Annotated in this window: 19 protein-coding genes; 13 read left to right on the top strand and 6 right to left on the bottom strand. The window is 64.0% G+C overall.

Features of this window, described 5'->3' with window-relative positions:
• Positions 1–1,040: 1,040 nt before the first annotated feature.
• The 7 genes from J7E83_RS20590 to J7E83_RS20560 are packed head-to-tail and all read left to right on the top strand — an operon-like array spanning position 1,041 to position 8,213.
• Entirely contained in the window at positions 1,041–2,438 is a 1,398-nt protein-coding gene (locus tag J7E83_RS20590; RefSeq protein ID WP_251044249.1) for a sugar transferase, read from the top strand.
• Complete coding sequence (locus J7E83_RS20585) at positions 2,438–3,436, top strand: glycosyltransferase (protein WP_214965962.1); 999 nt, start codon at positions 2,438–2,440, stop codon at positions 3,434–3,436. The genes J7E83_RS20590 and J7E83_RS20585 overlap by 1 nt, the downstream gene beginning before the upstream one ends.
• On the top strand, positions 3,433–4,302 hold the full coding sequence (locus J7E83_RS20580; RefSeq protein WP_214965960.1) for a glycosyltransferase: 870 nt from the start codon (positions 3,433–3,435) through the stop codon (positions 4,300–4,302). Before J7E83_RS20585 ends, J7E83_RS20580 begins: the two co-directional genes overlap by 4 nt.
• Positions 4,302–5,423: a glycosyltransferase family 4 protein gene (locus tag J7E83_RS20575; protein WP_214965958.1), complete on the top strand. Its 1,122-nt coding sequence runs from the start codon at positions 4,302–4,304 to the stop codon at positions 5,421–5,423. Before J7E83_RS20580 ends, J7E83_RS20575 begins: the two co-directional genes overlap by 1 nt.
• Complete coding sequence (locus J7E83_RS21470) at positions 5,420–6,025, top strand: CatB-related O-acetyltransferase (protein ID WP_214965956.1); 606 nt, start codon at positions 5,420–5,422, stop codon at positions 6,023–6,025. Before J7E83_RS20575 ends, J7E83_RS21470 begins: the two co-directional genes overlap by 4 nt.
• On the top strand, positions 6,022–6,933 hold the full coding sequence (locus J7E83_RS20565; protein ID WP_214965954.1) for a glycosyltransferase: 912 nt from the start codon (positions 6,022–6,024) through the stop codon (positions 6,931–6,933). Before J7E83_RS21470 ends, J7E83_RS20565 begins: the two co-directional genes overlap by 4 nt.
• Positions 6,930–8,213, top strand: a complete 1,284-nt coding sequence (locus tag J7E83_RS20560) for a glycosyltransferase family 4 protein (protein WP_214965952.1) — start codon at positions 6,930–6,932, stop codon at positions 8,211–8,213. The genes J7E83_RS20565 and J7E83_RS20560 overlap by 4 nt, the downstream gene beginning before the upstream one ends.
• Before the next feature lie 21 nt (positions 8,214–8,234).
• On the opposite strand, the gene J7E83_RS20555 is transcribed toward J7E83_RS20560, so the two are convergent.
• Genes J7E83_RS20555 through J7E83_RS20530 form a run of 6 tightly spaced genes read right to left on the bottom strand, consistent with a single transcriptional unit; the run spans position 8,235 to position 15,090 of the window.
• On the bottom strand, positions 8,235–9,452 hold the full coding sequence (locus J7E83_RS20555) for a right-handed parallel beta-helix repeat-containing protein (protein ID WP_214965950.1): 1,218 nt from the start codon (positions 9,450–9,452) through the stop codon (positions 8,235–8,237).
• On the bottom strand, positions 9,446–10,360 hold the full coding sequence (locus tag J7E83_RS20550) for a GDSL-type esterase/lipase family protein (protein ID WP_214965948.1): 915 nt from the start codon (positions 10,358–10,360) through the stop codon (positions 9,446–9,448). The genes J7E83_RS20555 and J7E83_RS20550 overlap by 7 nt, the downstream gene beginning before the upstream one ends.
• Complete coding sequence (locus J7E83_RS20545; RefSeq protein ID WP_214965946.1) at positions 10,357–11,829, bottom strand: lipopolysaccharide biosynthesis protein; 1,473 nt, start codon at positions 11,827–11,829, stop codon at positions 10,357–10,359. Before J7E83_RS20545 ends, J7E83_RS20550 begins: the two co-directional genes overlap by 4 nt.
• Positions 11,820–12,773, bottom strand: a complete 954-nt coding sequence (locus tag J7E83_RS20540) for a glycosyltransferase (RefSeq protein WP_214965944.1) — start codon at positions 12,771–12,773, stop codon at positions 11,820–11,822. The genes J7E83_RS20545 and J7E83_RS20540 overlap by 10 nt, the downstream gene beginning before the upstream one ends.
• On the bottom strand, positions 12,770–14,302 hold the full coding sequence (locus J7E83_RS20535) for a hypothetical protein (RefSeq protein ID WP_214965943.1): 1,533 nt from the start codon (positions 14,300–14,302) through the stop codon (positions 12,770–12,772). Before J7E83_RS20535 ends, J7E83_RS20540 begins: the two co-directional genes overlap by 4 nt.
• On the bottom strand, positions 14,299–15,090 hold the full coding sequence (locus J7E83_RS20530; protein ID WP_214965941.1) for a hypothetical protein: 792 nt from the start codon (positions 15,088–15,090) through the stop codon (positions 14,299–14,301). Before J7E83_RS20530 ends, J7E83_RS20535 begins: the two co-directional genes overlap by 4 nt.
• 409 nt (positions 15,091–15,499) lie before the next feature.
• Here J7E83_RS20530 and J7E83_RS20525 point away from each other — a divergent pair, with 409 nt between their 5' ends.
• The 6 genes from J7E83_RS20525 to J7E83_RS20500 all read left to right on the top strand — a co-directional run bounded on the left by J7E83_RS20525 (position 15,500) and on the right by J7E83_RS20500 (position 23,394).
• Positions 15,500–16,756: a wax ester/triacylglycerol synthase family O-acyltransferase gene (locus tag J7E83_RS20525; RefSeq protein ID WP_214965939.1), complete on the top strand. Its 1,257-nt coding sequence runs from the start codon at positions 15,500–15,502 to the stop codon at positions 16,754–16,756.
• Positions 16,753–17,850, top strand: coding sequence for a glycosyltransferase family 2 protein (locus J7E83_RS20520; RefSeq protein WP_214965937.1), 1,098 nt, complete (start codon positions 16,753–16,755; stop codon positions 17,848–17,850). Before J7E83_RS20525 ends, J7E83_RS20520 begins: the two co-directional genes overlap by 4 nt.
• Complete coding sequence (locus J7E83_RS20515; RefSeq protein ID WP_214965934.1) at positions 17,847–19,091, top strand: glycosyltransferase; 1,245 nt, start codon at positions 17,847–17,849, stop codon at positions 19,089–19,091. Before J7E83_RS20520 ends, J7E83_RS20515 begins: the two co-directional genes overlap by 4 nt.
• Positions 19,088–20,947: a S8 family serine peptidase gene (locus J7E83_RS20510; RefSeq protein WP_214965932.1), complete on the top strand. Its 1,860-nt coding sequence runs from the start codon at positions 19,088–19,090 to the stop codon at positions 20,945–20,947. The genes J7E83_RS20515 and J7E83_RS20510 overlap by 4 nt, the downstream gene beginning before the upstream one ends.
• 235 nt (positions 20,948–21,182) lie before the next feature.
• Positions 21,183–21,365, top strand: coding sequence for a hypothetical protein (locus J7E83_RS20505; protein WP_214965930.1), 183 nt, complete (start codon positions 21,183–21,185; stop codon positions 21,363–21,365).
• A gap of 547 nt (positions 21,366–21,912) precedes the next feature.
• Entirely contained in the window at positions 21,913–23,394 is a 1,482-nt protein-coding gene (locus J7E83_RS20500) for an Ig-like domain-containing protein (protein WP_214965929.1), read from the top strand.
• Positions 23,395–23,511: the final 117 nt, after the last annotated feature.

The following is a 23,511-nucleotide window of genomic DNA, read 5'->3' as shown; positions in this document are numbered from 1 at the left end:
GCACGAAGTGAGAGAGCATCCTGGGAGTGCAGGATCTGAGAGATCGTTGGTCGGGAGTGTGAACATTCCCACGCCGCCGAGCGTGGCTCGGAACTTGTGCTCATCAGTGCCCAGCATCCGGAGGCCGAGCTTGTCCGCTTCCGGCAGGTTTTAGCAAGCAGGCTTCATCAGTCCCGGACCATCCACCAGCATACGGCGAAGCCCGTGTCCGTCTCCGATGCAGCATGGCGGGAGCGAATGACCGCGTCCAGGAGCTTGTCGCCGAGCCGCTGGAGGCGCCGTTCCTTCCGCCAGGAGGAGATGACCCGCGGCTGGGGGAGCCCGGCGTCTGGTTGGTTTCAACGATGACCTGCCGGCAGCCAGTAGTGGGGGTGGTGGAGGCGGCGTGGGGCAGGTTGAAGAGGATGGTGGCAGCGTCAAATGCCCCAATAGGTTCGCTCAAGGCTCGTGGTCCTGTTCCAGATTGAATGCTGGACACACCCTGCGAACAGGGCCACGCCCCCTGTCTTCAGCCCACGAACTCAATGCCCCACGAACCACGAATAGCCCTTTGCCGGGGACATCCTGAGCCGCGGATCCTTCAGAAAGCAACTTCATGGCATCGAGCTGTTCTGTAATTTTCACGGTCTTTTACGTGATCGTCATTTCGCAGCCCGCAAATTCTACTTTGGTGTCTTTTCTGTTTGACTGTAAACAACTCATTAACTCGCGGCTTGTCCCTTGCGGTCTCCGCGGGTGGGGGTAATAATTGGACCAATTCACACCATCGCCAGAGTCCACCTAGCATTCCATGCCAGGAAAACCAAGCTTAGGTGCACCTGTATTCTTTTGAGTATTACCCATCAGCGTATATGATCGTCCCGACGCTGGGGGCGTTTTTCTTCATCATCACAAGGGGTTGGGGGACCACTTTGTTATCTGTCAATACTATTCACGAGCTTGGCCGCGCAGCGACTTCTACAGGCCAGGAGCCCAGCGCTACCGATTCACCCGCCGCACTGGTGGAGGTTCCCTCCCAGCCGGCCCGCCGGAACTGGGACATGAAATACCAGGTCGCCATCATCGTGACGGATATCGCCGTTGTTCTGGCCACTTTATTGCTCGCCCAAACCCTCAGGTTCGGACTGGACAGCGTAGATGTCCAGGATGACCCGCAGCATATGCTGTATTCCGCGGTCCTCGCGACCTTCTGGCTGTGGGCCCTCTGGCTGAATAAGAGCCGGGACCGCAGGATTATCGGGATCGGTGTCACCGAATACTCCCGTATTGTTTCCGCCTCCGCCGTGGTGTTCGGCGCGCTGGCGGTGGTCAGCTACCTGGGCAAGCTGGAATTCGCCCGTGGCTACCTGATTCTGGCCTTTCCGGTGGGCGTTGCCGGACTGCTGATCGGACGCTTCGCCTGGCGCCAGCACCTGGCTGCCCTGCGACGCCAGGGCCGCTGCCTCATGGGTGCCGTTGTGATCGGGCCGTACGCGGACGTGGCGCGGGTGGTTTCCCAGCTGCGAACCCATACCAAGGCCGGTTACCGGGCCATAGGCGTGGCCCTCACGGACCATGCCACAGCTGCCGGTGGGAAAGATCCCCTGGGAACCATACCCAGGGTGGATCTGCAGCGGGTGCCTGAACTCGTCCGGCGCTCCCGTACCCGGGCCGTGATAATCGCCGGCGAACTCCCCGGTGGCCGGGAGGAGATCAGGCGGCTGGGCTGGGAGCTGGAAAATTTTCGGGCTGAACTGATCCTGGTCTCCCGGCTCACCGATGTGGCTGGCCCGCGCCTGCACCTGCGTCCGGTCGAAGGCCTGCCGATGGTTCATGTGGACCTGCCCCAGTATTCTGGGGTAAATCACACCCTCAAGCGTGCGTTCGACGTCGTCGTGGCCGCGGCCGCGCTGCTGGTGTTCGCGGTGCCCATGGCTCTGGTGGCTCTGGCCGTGAAACTTGACAGCCCCGGCCCCGCGATCTTCCGGCAGGAGCGGGTGGGTGTTCAGGGCAGCCGGTTTGTGATGTATAAGTTCCGTTCCATGTTTGTCCAGGCCGAGACGGAGCTGGCGAAGCTGCAGCGGCTCAACGAAGGCAACGGTCTGCTGTTCAAGATGAAGGGGGACCCTCGGATAACCAGGGTGGGGGCTTTCACGCGCCGCTACTCGCTGGATGAACTGCCCCAGTTTTGGAACGTCCTCATCGGCGGGATGAGTCTGGTGGGTCCGCGGCCTCCGCTACCTGAGGAAGCGGACCAGTACGAGCACCAGGTGGCCCGCAGACTACTGATCAAACCCGGAATCACCGGGCTCTGGCAGGTCAGCGGACGCTCGGATCTGGACTGGGAGGAAAGTGTGAGGTTGGACCTGTATTACGTGGAGAATTGGTCTCTGGCCGGGGACATCCACATTCTGGCCCGGACGGTCAAGGCCGTGCTCAAGCGGGAAGGAGCCTACTGATGGGCAGGCATCTGTTGGTCTGCTCAGGCGGTGGCCACCTAAAGCAGCTCTTTACCCTCGCGGATCGGATCGGTCTCCCGGCCGATGACCAGTACTGGGTGACCTTCGAAACAGGCCTGAGCCGCCAGCTGCTGGCTGGCCGCAACGTCCTGTTTGCCCGCTACGCAGCGCCCCGTGACACCTTGAATATTCTGCGCAACGCGCAGCTGGCCCGTAAAGTCCTACGGCACAGCAGGTACGAAACTGCTATCAGCACAGGCTCCAGCATCGCGGTGAACTTCCTGCCCCTGGCCGCCCGGATGGGGGCAAGCGCCCACTACATTGAAAGTGCTGCACGCGCAGACGGGCCTTCCCTGACCGGACGGATCCTGGCCCTGGATCCGTTGGTGAACACCTACAGCCAGTATCCGGCCTGGTCCGGGGGGCGGTGGCAGTTCCGTGGCTCCATCTTCGACGCTTACGACGCCGGGCCGCCGGCCGACGTCGGGCCTGTCCGCCGGGTGGTCGTCACCGTGGGCACTACCGAGTCCTACGGGTTCCGCCGCCTCTTCGAGGCGCTGGTGCCGCTGCTGGATGGCTGCGAGGTGCTTTGGCAGACGGGAACCACGGACGTCACCGGCCTCGGCATCGAGGCCCGCCCACACGTGGATCACGATGAAATGCTCGCCGCGGTGGCGGCGGCCGACGTCGTCGTGGCCCACTCCGGGACCGGGGCGGCGCTGACCGCGATCGAACACGGCAAGTGCCCCGTCCTGGTGCCCCGCCTGGCGAGCCACGGCGAACACATCGACGACCATCAACTCCAGATCGCCGCCGAACTGGCCCGCCGCAATCTGGCGGTCATGTGCCGGCTGGAGGACCTGCGCCCGGAAGTACTCGCGGACGCCTCGGCCCGCAGGACCGTCCGGCTGGAAAGCGCCCCTCCATTTCAGCTGGAGGGCTTTGCCCCCAGCGAATATACAACCCACACTGACAATACGAAGGAGTGGGTCTCATGAGTCCCCTGTCCAGCATTGCTGTCGTCATCACTCACTACCACTCCCTCAAAGAGCTGGCCACCTGCCTTCAGTCCCTCAAGGCGCTTCCTGAGTCCTGGAAACTGGAGGTGATCGTGGCGGACTCGGAGGTCGAGCCACAGGTGGACGCCATGGTTCAGGCCGCCCTTCCCCAAGCCAGCTACCTGCCGCACCGCCACAATGTGGGGTACGCCCGGCTGGTCAACGGCGGGCTGGCCCTTTCCGCCGCCCCCTATGTGCTCGTGCTGAACGCGGACGTCCGGCTGGAACCGGGAATGCTCGAGGGCATGGCCACTCACCTGGAGAACAACCCGGAGGTGGGGCTGGTGGCACCTCGGCTGACCGAAAGCGACGGCCGGCACCAGCACTCCGCATTCGCTTTTTACCGTCCCTGGACCATCGCCAACCGGCGGACTCCCCTGGGCAGAACCCCGCTGGGGCGCTGGGATTTGGGCCGCTTCGAGATGCATCGCGAGGTAGACGAGGCTATCCGGCTGGGAATCCCGATGGAAGCCGACTGGGTGATGGGCGCATGCATGCTGGTCCGCCGCACTGCGATCGGCCAGGTGGGGCCACTGGCCGAGGAGTACTTCATGTACTTCGAGGATGTGGACTGGTGCCTGCGGTTCTGGCAGACCGGCTGGAAGGTGCATTACCTTCCGACCGTTTCCTGTATGCATGGCTGGGGCAGGGCCTCCAAAAAGGGAGGCCCTGCGGCGGTGTTCACCAACCGCCTGGCGCGCCAGCACATTGCCTCCGCCATGAAGTTCTTTCGCAAGCACGGGGCGTACACCAAGCGCCCGCTTGTTAGGCCGCCTGCCCGGGTCAGGCCCGGGGCGGCGGCTTGATGCTGGAGGAGGACACCCGCCCCGCGGGCGGTCGTCCTGCCACCGAGCCTCCTGGCGCCACGCCAGGACTGCGGTTCGCCTTCTCCACAGAGCGGAACGTAGAAGGCTGGAAGCGCCGTAACCTGGCCGGAGAAGTGGCCGGGTTCTGGCCTTACTCCCTGGACCGGCTGGCGGTGGCAGGCGCCCCAAGCGCAGCGACGACGGTTGCCAAGGTGCCTGCGTCGGGCCTGCTCAGGTTGGCGCTGGTCAGCCGTCAATACTCCAGAACACTGGGCAGCGGCCCGCGGCCCACGACGGACCTTGCGGCCGCATGGGACGAAAACACCCTGCTGCGGCTGGTTGCCGGTGCTCCGGCACAGAAGATGTTCAGCGGCGTCATCTGGGCCACAGACGAAGCACGCCGCAGGGGTCCCATGGACTTGCGGATGCTGCTGCTCCGCCGCGTCCTGGGACGTATGGACGGCCTCTGGGTCTTGTCTGCTGCCCAGTTGGACCCCCTTCGACGGTGGCTCGGCGGGGACTGGCTGGACCCCGATGCGCCGGTGCGGCAGCTGCTTTTCGGTGTGGACAAGGAGTTTTTCCATCCGCGGCCCTGGCCCCAGGGACGGCCGCAGATCCTCAGCGTCGGCGCGGACCGCGACAGGGACACCTCCACTCTGCTCGAAGCGCTGGAACGGGTCCGGGCCCGGAGGCCGGATGCACGGATCCTGGTCCAGGTCGCGGAAGGCCAGGCGCTGCCCGACGGCGTGGAACGGCTGCCGCGGCTGACCCATGACCGGCTCAGGGAGGTTTACGCGGCGTCGTCCGCGCTGGTGCTGGCCACACGAGAAAACCTCCACGTCTCCGGCATGACCGCCGCACTGGAGGCAATGGCCACTGGGCGCCCTGTGGTGGCCACCGCTACCGCAGGCATGACCGATTACGTGCGGCCCAACCACTCGGGGTTTCTGGTGCCGGTCCGGCAGGCCGAGCAACTGGCCGAACGGACCCTCCAACTGCTGGATGACCAGGTACTCGCCCGGCAGATGGGGGAGCATGGCCGGGAGGCGGTGGAGACGGTACTGAATACCGAGCGGATGACGCAGGACCTGTCCGCCCTGATCGAGAGGTTCGCGGCATGAAACTGTACAACAGGCTCCGCTCTGCTTGGGCGGACCCGCGCAAGGACATCAGCGTCCTGATGCGAAGAGGCCAAGCCACTATGGGTGCCCACACTTACGGTAATCCGATCATCCACACTTTCACCCATGACAGCACCCGGCTGACTATCGGCTCCTACACCTCCATTGCCCGGGGCGTGACAATCGTGCTCGGCGGATATCATCCCATGGACCGGGTCACCACCTTTCCGCTGCGCATCAGGCTGGGCCTGGCAGACGCCGGAACAGACGGCTACCCGTGGTCGCCGGGAGACGTGTCCATCGGCTCGGACGTGTGGATCGGTACCAACGCCACGATCCTCAGCGGCGTGAATATCGGCCATGGTGCCGTGGTGGGCGCCGGCGCCGTCGTCAACCGCGATGTGGCACCGTATGCTGTGGTTGCCGGCAACCCGGCCCGCGAGGTCCGCTCCCGGCTGCCCGAGGAGCTGATCCAGCCGATGCTCGAGATCGCGTGGTGGAATTGGCCGGACGAAACCGTGCGAAACCGTGCCGCGCTGCTGTCCTCTGACGATATCGCCGGGTTCGTGGCGGCGTATTTGCCTGCCGGAGTCCGGCGGTGAACCGCCAGGCAGGGGCGGCGGCGCTGGACGCCGCCGTCATCGTCTGCAGCCGGAACCGGCCGCAAAAGCTGGCCCGGGCGCTGAAGTTCGTCCTGGCCAATTCACCCCAAGGGATTCAGGTCCTGGTGGTGGACTCGGCGTCGGACACCGACGAAACCCGGCGCGTATGCCTTGAAGCCGGCGTGGATTATGTCCGGACGGAGATACCGGGGCTGTCCATCGCCCGCAATGTGGGACTTACCAGTGTAACTGCCGAGATCGTGGTATTCACTGACGATGACTGCGAACCGTGGCCGCTATGGATTGAGAACGTGACGGCCCCGTTCTGCGATGACCAGGTGGCGGTGGTCACCGGCAGGGTGGCCGATCAGCTCCGCACCCCTTCCGCCGTCCGGTTTTCAGGCCGAACACTCGCCGGGCTGGACCTAGGGCACGGGGCGCTGATGGCGATGAGGCGCACAGCTGTGCTGGCGACCGGTGGATTCGACCCGGTCCTAGGCGCGGGACGGCGTCTGGCCGGGGCGGAGGACCTGGACATGTTCTGCCGGCTCCTGCGGGCCGGCTGGGACGCGGTCCACCAGACGGATGCCGTAGTAGCGCACACAAATGTCCGCCGCGATGCCGCTCACCGCGGGCTCCTATACGGCTACGGTCTGGGTCTGGGCGCACTGGCAGCCAAATACTTCCGCCTGGAGCGGCGCCTGGGACTGACGCTGGGCGCCGTCGTACTGACCAGAACCGTCCGCCGAGCCCTGCGGTCGACCCTCCGCCACTCGGAGCACACTGCATCCGACTGGGCACAGGTGGGCGGTGTGCTGTACGGCGCGCTGATAGCCGCGCGCTATCCGGTGGTCGGAGAGACTTTTGTGGACGTCAACCCACCCAGGAAAGCAGAGGTGCTGGGATGAGGGCGAAAGCCGCAGCCCCCCACACGTCAGGAACCGAGGCGGATTTGCGTCCGCTCCGGATCTGCTTCGTAACGGACGAAATCCCCGGGATTTCTCCTTACACCGGGGGGATCGGCGTGCAGTTTCTGGAGACAGCAAAGGCGCTCGCCAGCGCCGGGGATCAAGTGACCATTGTGGTGCACCGCTCCGCACGGGACCTGCGCCTCCGAGAGGAACAGCGAATAATCGACGGCGTAACCGTCCGGATCCGCTCGGTGGCCCCGTATCGTCTGCTGGGCATTCCCAAGGTGGTGGCTGCGCCGCTCAGCTACGCCCTGGCCTTGGGGCGTTCCCGCAATTTCGATGTTGTGTTCGCCCCTGAATGGGGCGGCTGGGCCACTCTATTGGCGCGGCTCCGGCACCCCTCCGTGCTGATGGTAACCTGCCTGGCCACCTCCTTTGAGCAGGTGGAGCAGATTAACTCTGTCGGGAAGCCGGTCCAGAGGGTCCACCGGCTGCAGAAGGTGCTGGAACGCCACCAGGCCGAGCATTCGGACCTGCTGATCGGTGTGAGCGCTGCGATCGTGGACTGGACCCGGCGGCTGTGGAACGTGGACCACGTTCCCACATCCGTGGTGCACAACGGACTGGATACTGCGTGGATCCGTGCGGCCGCCCGTACCCGCCGCGACGCCGGCGTGGCACGGCCCTTTGCTGTCTATTTCGCTGGCCGGATCTCGCACTGGAAGGGCGCGGACACCCTGATGGAAGCAATGCGCGGCGTTTGGGCCCGATACCCCGAGGTAGTACTCACCCTGGCAGGGCGGCTGGAACACAGTGAGGGACCGCTCAGCAGGGAAGGGCTACAGGCGGAGGCGGCCGCGGAAGGGGGACGGCTGCGGCTTCTGGGCCAGCTGGGCCGGGACGAGCTGCTCAGGGAACTGGCAGCCAGCGATGTTGCTGTTTTCCCCAGCCGGTTCGAAGCTTTTGGCATCGCCGCGCTGGAGGCGAAGATTGCTGGCAAACCCGTAATTGTCACATCCGGAAGCGGGTTTACTGACTTCTGCACGGACGGGGAGGATTCCCTGGTGGTCGAGCCGGGCAATGCGGTGGAGCTGGAACAGGCTATCCTGCGGCTGTACCAGGATGCGGAGTTGCGCCGGCGGCTTGGCGAAGAGGCGGCGATCCGCAGCGAGGAGCTGGATATTCGGCTGGCGGCCAAGCGGCTGCGCAGTGAATTCGTGGCCGCACTGGATCAGCGTCCGACGACCACCTGGACGACGTCTCGGCTGAGGGCCTAGGAAGGGTCCTCCAGCGGTTGCTTATCGGAGGGATGAAGCGCCAGCGGTGTCAGGTGCCAATGGGTTTCCGAAGAGATCAGCGGCAGCGGGATCGCTGCCGGGCACAGGGGTGACACGGACCGCGGACAGGTCCTTTACCCGCAAGTCGGCCGTTGCACGATTGATGAATTCGGCTGATCCGTGCCGGTTGCCGGCTTTGTCAAGGTTGGTCGGAGTGGCGCACAACCCCTTATTCCAAGCCACCACGACGCTGTTGGTCATCGGTGTATCACAGAGGGACAGATATTCCACGTAATTGCGGTCAAACACACTGTCCGGAAGGGTCCCAGCACGAACAGCGCCATCCACGAAAGTGTTGTTCCGGACAGTGATGCCCGTGTTCTCGTCCGTGGTGCGCATGTCCAAGGCCACGCCGCCGCGGCAGGCGCCGTTGAGTTCGGGGCATCCCTGGACAAAGTTCGACTCGATCAGCACATTGTGGGTGCCGTCTCCTTTACCCGGAGAAAAAATCAGGCTGGCGTTATAGCAGTTGGACAAGATGTTTCCGCGGACGGTGATGTCCTTGCTGTCGAACATCTGGATGCAGTCTGCGTGGAAACCAGCCGCGTCCTCCTGGGCGTAGTTGCGGATGCGGTTGCCCTCGATCAGCACGCCTTCCGCTTGCCCCACCTGGATGCCATCGGTTGAGACGCCGTTCTCCAGGAGGGAATCCCGAACTACGACGTTCTTCGCCCGAACAAACACACCGGCTCCGTCCACATGAATGCCGTTCAGTTCCGTGTTGGGGGCAAACCCGCGGATCATTAAGGTGCCGGTGAAGCGTATCCCGTTCCAGGCAGTATTGGGGGAACGCAAGTCCAGGCTGCCAATCACGGGGGAGGAACCCTTTGCAGGCATGATGGACACATGTCCGTCCATCCGATCGAGGGCCTCGATGGCTGAGATCACCAGTTTGCCGTAGTCCCCATCCAGCAGGGCTACGGTGCCGCCCGCCTTCGCCCGGGACAGCGCATCGGTCAGCATGCACGGCGAATCTCGTGCGCAGGCGTCGCCGCTGCCGGCCGGACTGACATAGAGCGCATCCGCCGCCGAGGCAAGTATCTGCGGGGGTTGGATGGGCGGTCCGTCGCTCGGCCATGCGGTAGCCGCTGTTTCAGGTGCCGCCGGTTCCTTCGGGGCACCGGAGCAGCCGGACAATCCCAGAGCCACGGCCGATAGCGCAGCGAGTATTTTCAGCATCCGAAGTCACCCTTCAGAGCGGGCGGAAGTTCGCAGTGGTTGAGGGCGTTAGCAAGAGCGTTCCAGCTGGCCTCCGCGATGGCGCGCTGCCCCTCGCGGGAAGGATGGAAATAGTCGACGCTGGAAATGTGCGCCGGCGTAAAATTGACGGCGGCTACGGCGCCGCCGTCGAAAATACACCTCGTCGCGGCGGCGCACTGCTCGGCCAAAGCCACGTTGTACTCGTTCACGCGGACGTCAACGGCAGTTCGACGGCTGACATCCTGGGTTGCCGATGAGGGCGGGTTGGCCAGCAAGCTCCGGCACATTTTGTTCCGGTCCCACAGTTGCCTGGCTGCCTCATTTTCCGAGTTGGCGTTGAGTAGCTCGTTCAGGCGAGGGATGGAGGCGATGAACACCACGGGCGGGTTCGGGGCAGCCTCCAGGGTGGCCAACGCCTCTCCTACCGCAGCGGCGAAATCTGCTGTCGGCGTCATCCTCTCCAGGCTCCGGGCACAGGCGTCGTTGGCCCCCACCAGGATGGTCACTAAGCTGGCGCCGTCGGCAACGGCGGCGGCCGCTTGGTCCGGCAGGTCCTGTGCACGAGCGCCATCCGCGGCCAGATTAATCGGCTGTGATCGGTGACCGGTCGCTTCGCTCAGGCGGGCTACGAAGCTGTCCACGTGGGCATCGTTCCCGGTGCTCCAGGAGGCCTTGCCGCATTTACCCGCCTCGCCGCAGGCGTTGACGCCTAAGGTGATGGAATCGCCAAGGGCGGCAACTGATGGAATCTGCCGGTTCTGCAGCGCCGACGGCATGCCGGATTGGGAAGGCTCCTGCCCGGGGCGGGGTTCGTTGCAGGCGGCGACCAGCATTGCGGCGATGCACGCCGCAGTCGTCAGGAGAACGCGTCCGGAGATGCGCCTCACGATCTGCGGGCCCGCTGAACGTAGGCAAGGATTTCTGCTGCGTCCCGTCGGACCGGGGGCAGCAGCAGCCATGCCAGCAGCAGTGGCACCAGCCCGGCCAAGCCGCCCAGCAGAACCTCGGCCACGGCCGGCAGCTCCGTGGTCAGCGTGACGGTCCAGGAGCTGAGGAAGATCAGCGGGGCCAGCAGCAGGGGCTTGATGATGGGTAAGGCCACGTCCCTCCAGCCCACAAAGGTCCCTCGGATAGCGAAATAGAAACTGGGCACCAGCAGAGCCACGGAGGTCAGGCTGTACACCAGTGCGAGCCCCTGCACCCCGCCCAGCCACATGCCCACAAAATAGGATCCGATGAGCAGTGGCTGCGCGGCCAGCGAATACAGAAGCTGCTGGTGTGCGCGGTTCAGGGAAATGAACAGCCAGCCCACTGCGGAGGAGAGCGGCTGTGCCAGGCCCGCGATGGCCAGCATCTGGAAGATGGCGGCGCTGGCGGACCAGTTGGGCCCCAGCAGCAGCTCCACCAGCGGGAACGCAACTCCGGCAAGTACGGCGAAGACTGGCAGGCTAACGTAGGCGATTACCAATAGCGAGGCACTGATGTACCGGCGGAAGCGTTCAGGCTGGTCCTGCAGTTGGCTCAGCACCGGCAGCGCCACTCGACTGAGCGGGCCGTTGATCTGGGATAGCGGCGTAATGAGCAGGGCGTACGCTCTGCTGTAATAACCCAGGACAGCGGGACCCAGAAAGGAGCCGACCACCACGTTATCCACGTTTCGGGCCGCATAGTTGAGTAGTTGCGAGCCGAAAATGCTGCCGCCGTTACTCAGGAACGGAAACACGCCGGGGCTGATCCGCGGCGGTCCGAAGTGCGGCTTGACTCGGGCAAGCAGCACGGTCAGGCGGTACAGGGCTCCGACGGCGTTCATGGCAACCAGAGACCAGACTCCCCAGCCCAGGGCGGCGCCACCGATGGCCGCGCCAACGGACAAGAGCATCGTGCTGACATCAATTTTGGCCAGCAGCGAAAAGCGCAACTCTCGCTGCAGCTTGGTCTGCAGCGGCGTGCAGATGCCGTTGATGAGGAGGCCGGGGGCCAGTACCAGGGTGATGAGGCTCAGCCGCGGCTCGCCGTAAAGTGCAGCGATGAGGGGGGCAGACGCCGCCACCAGCAGCATGAGGAGCGTGCCCAGTGCAGCGGACAGCCACAACAGCGAGGACCAAAGCCTGTCGCCGATTTCCTTGACCTGGATAATGGCTCCGCTGAGTCCGAAGTCCCTGACCAGTTCAGCCAGTCCGATGATCGCTGCCACCATGGCCAGCATGCCGAAGTCGTCCGGTGCGAGCATCCTGGCCAGCACCACCGTGGAGCCGAGCTGCAGCAGGGTCTTTGACCATTGACCTCCGAGGGTGACCAGCACACCGCGGATGGTTTTCTGCCCCAGGGATGGGGCTGGAGGGCTTTTCAGTGCCATTGCCGGCTCGTTTCGTCGCGTTCCCAGATGTTCATTCGGCCGCTGCGGATTTTCCTCACGGCGAGCATCCGCGGAATGAGGTAGGCCGTGCAGTACACGGCCAACGCCGGCCATAGCGCCGGCTTGGGCAGTACCCGGCGCAGCAGATTCAGCTGGGAGCCCGAGCCTGGGGCTGGCACCGCGGCTGCCTGAGGGTGCGCGCTTTCCGTTCCGTTGGCGCTGGCCTGCAGCTGAAGGTTGCCGGCCGCTGCCCGGGTGGCCCGCCGGAGCAGGGCACGCAGGGTCTTGGGCGAGTGGACTGTGAACGTGTGCTCCGGCAGGGTCAGCCGCTCGGACAGAGTGAACAGTTGCTGGACGTAGCGGTCGTCGGCGATCACATCCGGGAAGCGGCCGAAGCGTTGCCTGCCTTGCCGGGAGAGGGCGTAGATCCCGGAGCCGATATGACCCCTGGTCCGGTAATCCGTCAGTTCCCAGATCCGGTAGTGGGCGTGGACAAACCACGACGCACCCGTCAGATCGGTCCGCAGGGCCGGCGCCGCCGCCAGCGGGCCGGGAGCAAGAGCCGGAACGGCCGATGTCGTTTGGCCGTCGGCGGACGATGACCGGGTCCCGTCGTCATCCGACAGGACCCGCGCCAGTGCCCGCAGCGTCTCCGCAGAGACCATGACGTCCGCGTCCACGTAGAGCCGGGGAAAGACCGTTGCGGCGGCATCGCCGGCGTTGAGGGCTGCCACCTTGGACGGCTCGGGAAGCTCCAGGACGGTGATGCTCTGGCCAGCGTTCCGAGCGGCCTGTGCTGTGCCGTCGGAGCAGCCGTTCGCGGCCACGATGATCTCGAACTCTCCCGGCTCCGCTTCGGTCATGATGTTCCGCAGGAGCCGGGCAATGACGCCCTCCTCATTGTGGGCAGGAATAATTACGGCAGCCAGCGGCTGGCCGCTCATGCTTTCACTCCGCTGCGCAGCTCTTGCGAGTAAACCCGTGGAGCCATGCGGCTTGCGGACGGTCCCCCGACGTGTGTGATCAGGAAGGACCCCGCGGCCATCAGGATCAGAACAAACAGCAGGGTCTGCTCGAAGCTGAAGCCGTCAAAGAAGAAAAGTGTCACGGGATAGCCCAAGCAGACGCAAGCCACGGCGACCGCAAGGTCGGTGTGCCGCCCAGCGATCTCGGCTCGCCGGGAAAAGCGAACCATGCTCCAGGCTGGAAGCAGGAATATGGCAAGCGCCGCGGCCAGGCCGAAGACTCCGTGCATGAGAAGGATGCCAAGTAGTTGGTTATCCAGAATCAGGGCGTTGGCGTCGGGCCCTGTCACCACCCGGCTCCCCACGCCGGTACCGAACCACAGGCTGTGGCTGGCCTCTTGCAGGCTGGGACCGAGATCGGCCAGCCTGCCGGACCCCGTCCAGCCGGGGTTGGAGTACTGGGACTCCACCAGCTTCTCAGGATCCAGGAAGGAGTTCAGCATAGTCATGACGGCGCCCGGCGCAATAAAGGAGGCAGCCAACGCCATGGGAAGCCCGATCACCAGCAGCGACGGCAGCAGGACAGGTCGCAAAATGAGCGCCAGCAGAGTCATAACGCCCAGCGCCACCACACTTGTCCTCGAGACCGTGGAGATCATGCCAACCAGGATCAGCAACGATGCCAAAGTCCAGAAGATCCGCCGTCTGGTGGCCGCCTTGGGCCAAGGCGCATGGACGCATTGGTGGACGGTCAGCGGCAGGGCCATGGCCAGTACCACGCCCAGCGCGATGGGATGCTCGGCCGAGCCGAATGACCGGGCGCCGCCGCCGCGGAGCAGGTCCGCGATGGAACCGGTCGGCTGCAGCGGCAGGAAGGTGTTCAGGTGCACGAAGATATTGAACCGCGTGACGCGCTCAAGGCCGGCACAGAAGCCGACGACGGCGGCAGCCAGTGCGAGCGTAAAGATCAGCCAGGTGAGCATTTGATCTGTGCGCAGCAGCAGCCGAACCGTAAAGAAGGAGGCGAACGTTAGGACGTAGCCAGCCAGCCCGGTCACGACTCCCCGGCTCAGTCCTCCCTCCGCGAGCGGACCGATATTCACGGCCACTGACAGTACGAGCGTTGCCCCGAACAGCAGTATGGGGCCGGAAAAGACCATGGGTGGACACCGGAAGCCTGGTAGCGCCATCAAAGCGGTGAACAGCGCACCGAGGATGAGTAACAGGAGCACTGCATAAGGGGGCACAGCAGGCCCCACACCGGGAATGGCGTAGGCGCCGAGCGGGATCCACATCACGGCCAGCACGAACCCGATCAGGGCACCTTGCCAGTTGAAGACCGCCTTCCGGAACAGGTATAGCAGTGACACCCCCGCCAGACTCATCCCGGCGATCATTGGGGGAACGTACAGGGCGGCAACGAGGCAGACCGCGGTGAGGGCGGCCGTTGCTGCAGGAACCAAGGGCCGGACGGCCCGACTGCGGGGCGGGACGGCAGCGGTAGTCATCGGCGCGAGGCGGGCTCGAGGACCTCGTGCCGACCGGCGCTGGCTCCGTCGATTCCGTGTGGTTCCGGATCTCCTACTGACCTGCGGACGTTGGGGGTCCGGGTGCGGCGCTTATTGTCCAAGATGAAGATTAGTGCGATGAAAGCCAGGAACGTGCCCCCGCCGACTGCGATCAACGGAGCAGCTACACTGCTGACGTCATTCTCCGTCACAGCGGCGCCGCGGATATCCGCCAGCACCACCCGGGCGTCGGGTGCCAGCTTGGCCGACTCCTGCTGCTCAAGAACGTAGCTGTGGAAGGCCTCCGTAGTCGTCTGCGCCAGCTGGACCGCTCGTTCTGGAGTGGCGGCCGTGCCGTGGATTTCCACGATGGGCAGGTTGAGGCGCCCGGGGAACTCCTCGCTTCCGCTCGGCTGGGTGGTGCGCTGCACGGCGTTAATGGTTTCGTCGTTTGTGAGCGGCCCGGCCTGCTTCGTCACTTCATCGTGAAGGGTGGACCCGCTGATGATGTAAGCGAACATGACGGCAGCGGTGGACAGGTTCTGCTCCCGGGGTGCCGCCCCTCCTTCCAACGCCGGGTCGGCAGCCTGGGCCTGGTAAAGAGGGATCCCGGCCCCGGAAAGCATGACTTGGGTTGACGCGGTAAAGCTGCGTTCGGCCCTGGGCTTCAGGGAGCCTTCCTCAACACGGAACCCCGCCGCCAGGGCCACAAGGACTGCCACTATCACTCCGGTGACCGCCAGCCATTTGCTTTCCCATAAAACCCTGAAGATGCGGGACATATCCACGTGAAGCTCCTTAAAAACGCGATGATCGGCCGGATGATTGCAGTCGGAAAGGCCTGCTCCGATGTACCTAGTCCAAATACTTTCCGGAGTCCGGAGAAGCCGCAATGCCCTGGACGTGACATGTTTGTTAACTTTCAAGTTACATCGCTTCCCCGAACTCCGGAAAGCGTTAAGCTGACTTGTGGCAGTCGCAGGCGGAAAGCAGTGACTGCCAAAGCGCTTCTCAAACAAGGGCTCCTGCCCGAAATGCCGTTACCAGACAAACAACGCCCGAAAGCATTTGGCAGGTGCATTTATTTCGGTCGGCTTTGGGGGACTTATGCGCGTATTAGCAGAACCGATTTCAGGCCTGGACGAGCGGTTTGTTTCGTCCATCCTTGCGGAACGATCGTTTTACAATGCGACTGCGGTGCGCGTGGCAGGAGACGGCGGCCTCAGGCGCGCCGATGGAGCGCCCGACATGGACCGGATCGCGGCGGAGATCGAGGGATGGTCGCAGCGCCTCCCCCGGCTTCGCCACAGGCTGCAGCATGCTCCGGCCGGCCTCATGGCTCCTGCCTGGGTACCCGATGCCAGCTTCAGCACTACCGCGCACCTACGTTTGCATCCAGAGGTATTGGAAGAGTCTGATATTTCGGCGGAGATCCTCCACGGAGACGCCAACGGAGAGTCGGACATGGGGCGGTCACCTTGGAACGTGCTCGTCGTGGACCTGGCGGGAGGCGATCTGCTTCTGGTGATCAAGATGCACCACGTTTTGGGGGACGGACTATCGGGGGTCTCCACCCTGGACGTTCTCCTCACGGATGCCTCCGGGGACCGTCCGCCACTGCCACCCGCGCCGGAGGTCCGCGCCCCGGCCAATGCTCTTGAGCTCTTCATCGCCGCGTGGCGCAACTTCTGCAGCAGCCATCCGACATGGGCCGGCAGGCGCTCGGCCGCAGCCGCGAAGCCTCCGCTGGTGCGGCTGCGCAAAGTCATCGGTCGGAACCTCAGAGCCATCCGCTCCCGCAGTTCTGTCGGGCAGGAGCAAGCGTCTGCCCGGCAGTATGGAGTCACTTCAATAGAGCTAAAAACCGCCCAGCGGACGGCGCGTGCACTGGGTGGATCACTCACCGACCTCATGGCGGCGGCGGCAGCCTACGGCGTCGCCAGAGCTGTTCCCATTGGCGATTCGTCGGCGGTAACCATCGCGGTTCCGATTTCCGGACGGCGGAGCGGAGACAGCGGAATGAATAACCAGGTGCGGGTTGTGCCGGTCACGCTCGTACCTGACGGGGACCGTGCCGCAGCCGTGGCGAGCGTCCATGCGCAAAGCAATGCAGGTATTTCCGCCGGCCATTCAGTCCACCTGTCCCGGGATACCTGGGATGCGATGGCCACCTTTCTCCCGGCGGCCTTTCGTCCCCGCTACTTTGTGGGTCAGCCTGTGAGGAACATCTTGTTCTGGACCAGCCTGGACCCCTCTGAGCGGCTCGGTATTTTGGCCAGCAACTACCTTGACACGCTTAACATCACGGTGGTCGCGGCCGCGGACATTGACATGGGGGCCATTCTGGCAACACTGCAGGCGGTCCTTTCGGGCGCCGATCCCTTTCAACCGGCTGCCGCCGTCGCCTCGGAGGACCGCGGCGAGTGGGACGCAGTCCGGGAGAACGCAATATGAGCGCTACTCCCAGCCCGTTAGCGAATCCCTCCAATCCCGCCCTGGCTGAGCGCCCTGCCGTTGGCTCCATCGGGGTCATCGTGGTCAGTTACAACACAAGGGACAAGACATTGGCTTGCATCGAGTCGATCTTCGTCCATCAGTCCGACTACCGTGTCCGTGTCCTGGTAGTGGACAACGACTCTTGGGACGGCAGCGCTGAGGCCATCCGCAAAAGGTTCCCGGAAGTGGAGGTCATTGAAACAGGCAGCAACCTGGGCTTCGCGCGCGCCGTTAACCTCGGGGCTGACCGTAGCGGTGAGGATTATCTGCTGTTGCTGAACCCCGACGCCCTGCTTCTGCCCGGATCACTGACTGCCCTGGTCGGTTTCGCTGAAGCCAACCCGCAGTACGGGATTTACGGCGGACGGATCGTCGATGGGAACGGTGCCACCGACGGCAGTTCCTGTTGGGGTGCGCCGTCCCTCTGGGGTCTGGCCTGTTTTGCCTCAGGGGCCTCGACGGCGTTCGCCGGAAGCCGGGTCTTCGACCCGGAATCCCTGGGTAGCTGGCAGCGGGACACGGTGCGGGAGGTTCCGGTAGTCACCGGATGCCTGCTGCTGGTGCGGAGGGACGATTTCTTGACTATCGGGGGAATGGATCCGCGATATTTCCTGTATTCCGAAGACGCCGAATTCTGCCTGCGTGCGAAGGGCCTGGGGTACCGCAGCGTCATTGTTCCTGATGCCGTCATCCAGCATGAGGGCGGCGCCGCCTCCCGAGACAACGGCGGCTCCAAAATGTGCATGGTCATGGCCGGAAAAGCGACGATGCTTCGTGCAACCTGGCCGCCGGCCAAGGCCAGGGCCGGGGTGTCGCTGCTCCGGGCAGGAGCGGGGCTACGCGCATTCCTGGAGCGCCTGTCGAAACGGGAACGGCGGATGTGGAGCGAGGTCTGGCATCGCCGGGATGAATGGGAAGCGGGTTATCCGCGCGCACGGGAACTCCTGTTCGGCACGCCCGGCGGGCATATAAGGACATCCAGCACCACCGCTCAAACAGCGGGTATCCCGGCCAATACAGATGCCAGCACCCTGAAGGAGACCGCGTCGTGACGCCTATCGATCCCCACCAGCGCGACGCGCTGTTCACCTTTTCCATCGAAACCTATAACGACGCCGTCCAGCGAGGAATGATGCGCCCGCCCGACCGATTGCTTTCCACCCTGCTGGAGCATCCGGACATCCGCAGGGTACTGGTGGCGAACCCCCCGCGCAGTGCACCGGCAAGACTGCTGCGTGCCGTCATCGGACGCGCAGACGCACCCTTCCCCACCACGCCTGGGCATACCCTGCACACCCCACTCCGGCTCAGGCGGTCGGACCCCACCACGCTTCGGGGCCTGCGGAGAACCTATGCGCACTACGACGCAAGCCTCCGCCGGGCCGCCCAGGCAGCAGGGTTGGATCAGCCCGCGGCCATCACGACAAACCCGCTGGTGGCCGGGTTCTCCTCCTTGGCCTGGACGAAGGGCGTGACGTTCTACGCCCGCGACGACTGGTCCGTCTATACCCCGCGCCAGCAGTACTGGCCCGGCTACCGTGCTGCGTACCAAAACATCCGCGAGCGGGGGCATGCAGTGGTCGCTGTCTCCCAGCAGATCATCGACAGGATTGAGCCGACGGGCCCGCACGCCGTGGTTCCGAACGGCGTGGAGCCAACCGAATGGCAGGGCCCGCCCCCGGCCGAGCCGGACTGGCTGGCCGGCATTTCGCACCCGCGCGCCCTCTATGTCGGAACCCTGGACACGCGGCTGGACGTTGAGGGCCTGGTAATCCTGGCTGCGGCACGCCCGGACCTGCAGATCATCCTCCTCGGGCACCAGGACCGCAATTTGCCCGGCTACTTGGACCCGCTACGGGAAAGAGCTAACGTCCACATCCTGCCCGCTGTAGGCCGGCAGCCTTTGGTGGCTACCATCCGAAACGTGGACGTCTGCCTGCTTAGCCACCGCCGGACCGAACTCACTTCCGCCATGAGTCCCCTTAAGGTCTACGAATACTTGGCTGGCGGGTGTCCGGTCATCTCGGTCGATCTGCCCCCCGTCCGCTCCATCAGCGGCCGCATCATCCTGGTGGACACGGTGGCCGATTTCGCAGAAGTGGTGGATTCAGCCCTGGCACTGGGACAGGCCACCGAGACTGAACGACAGGCCTTCATTTCCGCCAACTCCTGGCGGTCGCGGCACGAAAGCATCATCCGGATCGCCCTGTCCGCCGGACAGTCGGTAGCGCACCTCGATCCGTCCTCTGCCAGTTTCGGTTACAGACGTGCCTTCGCCGGCGAGGGGCCATGACGTACGGTCGCCGTGCCTCCTCGACGACGGCTTCCGCCATCCTCGTCCCGGGCATCATTGCCTCGCTGCTGTCGGCAGTGTTCATCGCGGCAATTGGCATGAACGGCTCAACGGGCCTGTCCCAGTCGGGCCCATCCGGTCCGGCTACACTTGCGGCCGTTCAGCCGGCAGACCACGTGCCTCCCATCATTGACGAGTGGGCAGCGAGCGCAGCGCCGGTGGACGAAACGGATCTGACCCCTGACCCCGCCGCCGCGGCCCCCGTCCCAGGCTCCGCCGGGGACTATATCGTCACAGTGGAGGCAGGACAGGTTGACACGGTTCTCGCCGAGGAAAATATCTCGCCCATCCGGATCTACCGCTCCGTTGTTCAGGGCTTCAGCGCCCAGCTCACGGCCGAGCAACTGGTAGACATGGGCACTGATAACAGGATCGTCAGCGTCTCCGAGGCCCACCCTTTGACCGGCTTCGGCCAAACCGTGGCTCCAGTGGTGACTCGGCTCGATGCGGACAGGGAGCCCGCCTGGGCGGGCAGCGGTAAGGCCGACAGCGCCGAGCTTCCGACTGTCGCCGTCGTGGATTCCGGAGTGGAACTTCATCCTGATCTGAACGTGGTGGGCCAGGTCAACTGCAGTTCGGAAGACACCGCCACAGATCTCGGCGGTCACGGTACCGGCGTGGCCGGCGTCATTGCCGCCCGCGATGACGATAAAGGGATAGTCGGCATCGCCCCCGGCGCACCTGTCTTCTCAGTCAAGGTGATGAACAAATCAAATCAGGGGACGATCGACTCGCTGCTGTGTGGGCTGGACTGGATCTCCGCCAACGCGGGGAACTACAATATTCGGCTGGTCAACATTAGCCTGGGCGCCCGGGGGGCCGACGACGGCAACTGCGGGGCGGACAACGGAGACGCCGTCCATTTGGCGATCTGCTCGCTCACGGCCAAAGGGTTGAGCATTGTTGCCGCCGCGGGCCACATTTCTGCCGATTTGGCCGGTGTTATTCCGGCCGCCTATGACGAGGTATTGACCGCCACCAATATGGCGGATTGGGATGGCAAGCCCGGGGGATTGGGCACACCGCCCTGCAACAACCAAACCAGCTGGATAGATGACCGGCCGACCAGCGATACCAACTTCGCCGTCTCGGCCGCGGACATCGCCCACACCGTGGCGGCACCGGGGGCATGCCCGTACACCACCCTGCGAGGTGCTCGTTACGGCTATTTGCCGGGCGGAACCAGCATGTCGGCTGCGGCCACCAGCGGCGTGGTGTTGAACTGTATGCGCCCAGGAGGGTTGTGCGCGGGCAGGACCCCCGCACAAGTCCGGCAGGTGGTCATTGATCAGGCTCGCATTGCGACGCTGACCAGCAACCACGGCTACACAGGAGATCCGAGGACATCGACCGGCCGCTACTACGGATGGCTGGTGACCGCACAGCTGACGCAGACATCGCCGACACCGACGCCGACACCGACACCGACACCGACACCGACACCGACGCCGACACCGACACCAACAGCGACACCGACACCGACACCAACAGCGACACCGACGCCCGACGCCGTCGCACCCATCGTGACGCTCATCAGCCCCTCCAGCGGAGCACGGTTGTCCGGGAACGTGCAGCTGGTGGCCGCCGCATCCGACAACGTGGGGGTCGCCACTGTGACGTTCTGGGTACAGACGACCCGGATAGCCTCGGCAACCCTCCAGCCTGATGGTACCTGGCGAGCCACGGTCAATACCTCGTCGTACCCAAACGGCAGCTACGCCATTACGGCCAAGGCTACCGATGCCACTGGAAATCAAGGGAGCAGCTCTCCGGTAACGGTGCAGGTGGCAAACTGAACCGATGACCCGCTGAAGCATAGGGGAACGCCCGGACATCATGAACTGGTCCCCGGAAGTTGGACTGGCCAAATAAGAGCCTAAGCCGCGAGGGCCTGAGTACGGTATTGCACCGGGCTCAGGCCCTTAATTTGTCGAGATTCTTTCGCTGTAGTGCCAGAGTATGTACTGCTGCGATGCCGTTGCCAGTGCTTTGATGCCGAGGAACGGACCAAGGAAAGAGCTCTTCGTTGAGGTGGCTGAAGTACCTCTCCATCACGGCATTTTCGTAGCCGTTTCCCTTGCAGCACATCGCCTGGCCGGCGCCGGCGCGCCAGAGAATTTCGTCATGAGGCTGCTGGTCCTGGAGACCCTGGATGCTCTCGCATGTGTCAAGCAGCAGTTCAGTGTGGATCCGGGCTGGTCTCAGCCGCGATGAACCGTTCCATTAGTACCAGCTTGAGCTCGAAAGAGTGCGCCTCCCTCTCTGCTTGGTCACCATCCTCGCTGCTGCACTATCCGCGGCCCTTCTCAAACCAAGCTGCAGCCGCCTCGCGCTGATCCTCGGATAGCGAACTACATGCGTGCATAAGACTGCTCCCCGGGAATTCGGAACTGAATTTCTCAGTCCAATTTGCGGGTCATTTTCCTGCCCTCAAACGATTATTGCGTGTCCTGCAAAAGCCTGAAAAATGCCGGCCGCCCACTCCTACTGTCCTTCGCTGCGCAGTATTCCGTTGAAGCCGGGAATGCTGCTGGTGACGACCGCGGCCTATCCGATCCACGGTCCGAAACACGGGTTCCGGAGGGCCTGCGGCGGGACCGCTTCGCAGGCTTTCCGCAGGTTCGTCCCTAGATTGCCGAGGATTTAATCAGCTTAAACACAAGTGGCACAGTTTCCCGACTGCCGGGCTGGTGACGCTCCTAGTCTGAAATCTCATTCCCACCCCGTCCCCTTTTCAGGGACAAAATACGAGGGACAAATAATGAAATTTCTCATCCGCCAATGCGTCACCACCGGATCGCTCCTGATGGTTCTGCTGTCAGCCCTGGTAGCCTTTTCCCCCGCAGCCACAGCCGCGACGACGTCACTTTACGCGTCTCCCACCGGTTCCGGCACCGTTTGTACCCAGGCTGCTCCGTGCCAACTGACAGCCGCCCTCGGAAAGGCCGCATCCGGCGACAGGGTCCAGCTGGTCTCGGGAAACTATGCAAAAGTGACCCTGCCGGCCCAGGCCGGACTGGTTGCGGATTTTCTGGCCCGCACGCCGGAGAACATCGTCATTGAACCAGCTGCCGGCGCTGCCGTCAGCATTGCAGGCCTGGACACTTACGCTTCCGCCCACACCTGGCGGAACCTGACCTTTACCGACTCAGTGATGGTCCGCCAAGCTTCTGTGCGGGTGAAACTGGACATGATCCACGTCAACGGATCCGGAGCGTACATCCGCGGCCAGAAGGTGGAGGTCACCAACTCCCTCTTCGAAAACGGGGTTTCCACGGACGGGTTGCAGATCGGCCAGGCGAAGGGTGTCCTCGTGCAGGGCAACACCATCCGCAACTACACCCAGACCAGCTTCGACGGATTCCATTCGGACTGCATACAAATGTTTGATGCAAGTGACGTGGTGATTCGAGGCAACTTCCTGTCCAATTGCTACAACTCAGGGATCATCTTCTCCCCGGGCATGGGCTGGGGAACCCACGATGTCCTGGTCGAATCCAACTTCGTCCAAGGCTGCGTCGCCGCCTTCTGCACCGGCGGTGTCACCCTGGACATGGGCACCACGACGGAAAACACGAACTTCACGCTTCGGAACAACACCTTCATCGGCGACTCGGCCAAAGTGGGGACCCTGCCTGGCCTGGTCTTTGACCGGAATATCGTTGGCTACCTGTCCAACTGCGACTCCCCGATGACCAACACCATCGTGATGTCCTGGAACAAAGGCCTGTGTGCCCAGCCTGCCTCCGTGGGACACAACGGTACCCGCATCGGTCAGGTAAATTTCGTCAATGGCCCCGCTGGTGACTTCCATCTTACCGACGGACTTCAGGCACGCATTGACGGGGCAGGGTCCCTTATCCCGGCGCCGAACGACTACGACGGCAGCGTTACGGCACTGCTGACCGCCGGAGCGGACAGCGCACCCGTCGCCATAGTGGTCCCCCCGGCGGATACTGTGAGCCCAGTCGTCAACGTGACGTCCCCGGCTTCCGGTGCTACGGTCTCGGGCCTTGTTACCCTGAAGGCGCAGGCGTCGGACAACGTAGGAGTCACGGCGGTTAGTTTCTGGGCGGACACCCTCCGGCTGGCAGATGCAACCAGGCAGGCTGACGGTACCTGGGCCGCCACGCTTGACTCCAGGAAGTACGCGAACATGCAGGTATCGGTGCGTGCGAAGGCTGTTGATGCAGCCGGCAACATCGCGACCAGTGCAGGAACGACCTTCCGGATCGCGAACTGACGCGTCGGCCCGCAGTCCTCGCCGCAGTCTGAATAAGCGACGGCGGCGGGCAGCGCCAAGCGATTGTCCTTGGTCAGCGTCCAGCCAGCTCCCCGATGCGGAGCTGGCTGGACGCTG

The sequence above is a fragment of the Arthrobacter sp. ISL-48 genome, assembly GCF_018613805.1.
Taxonomy (GTDB): domain Bacteria; phylum Actinomycetota; class Actinomycetes; order Actinomycetales; family Micrococcaceae; genus Arthrobacter.
Note: the sequence above shows the minus strand (reverse complement) of the source record. Positions and strands in the feature narration are given on the sequence as shown.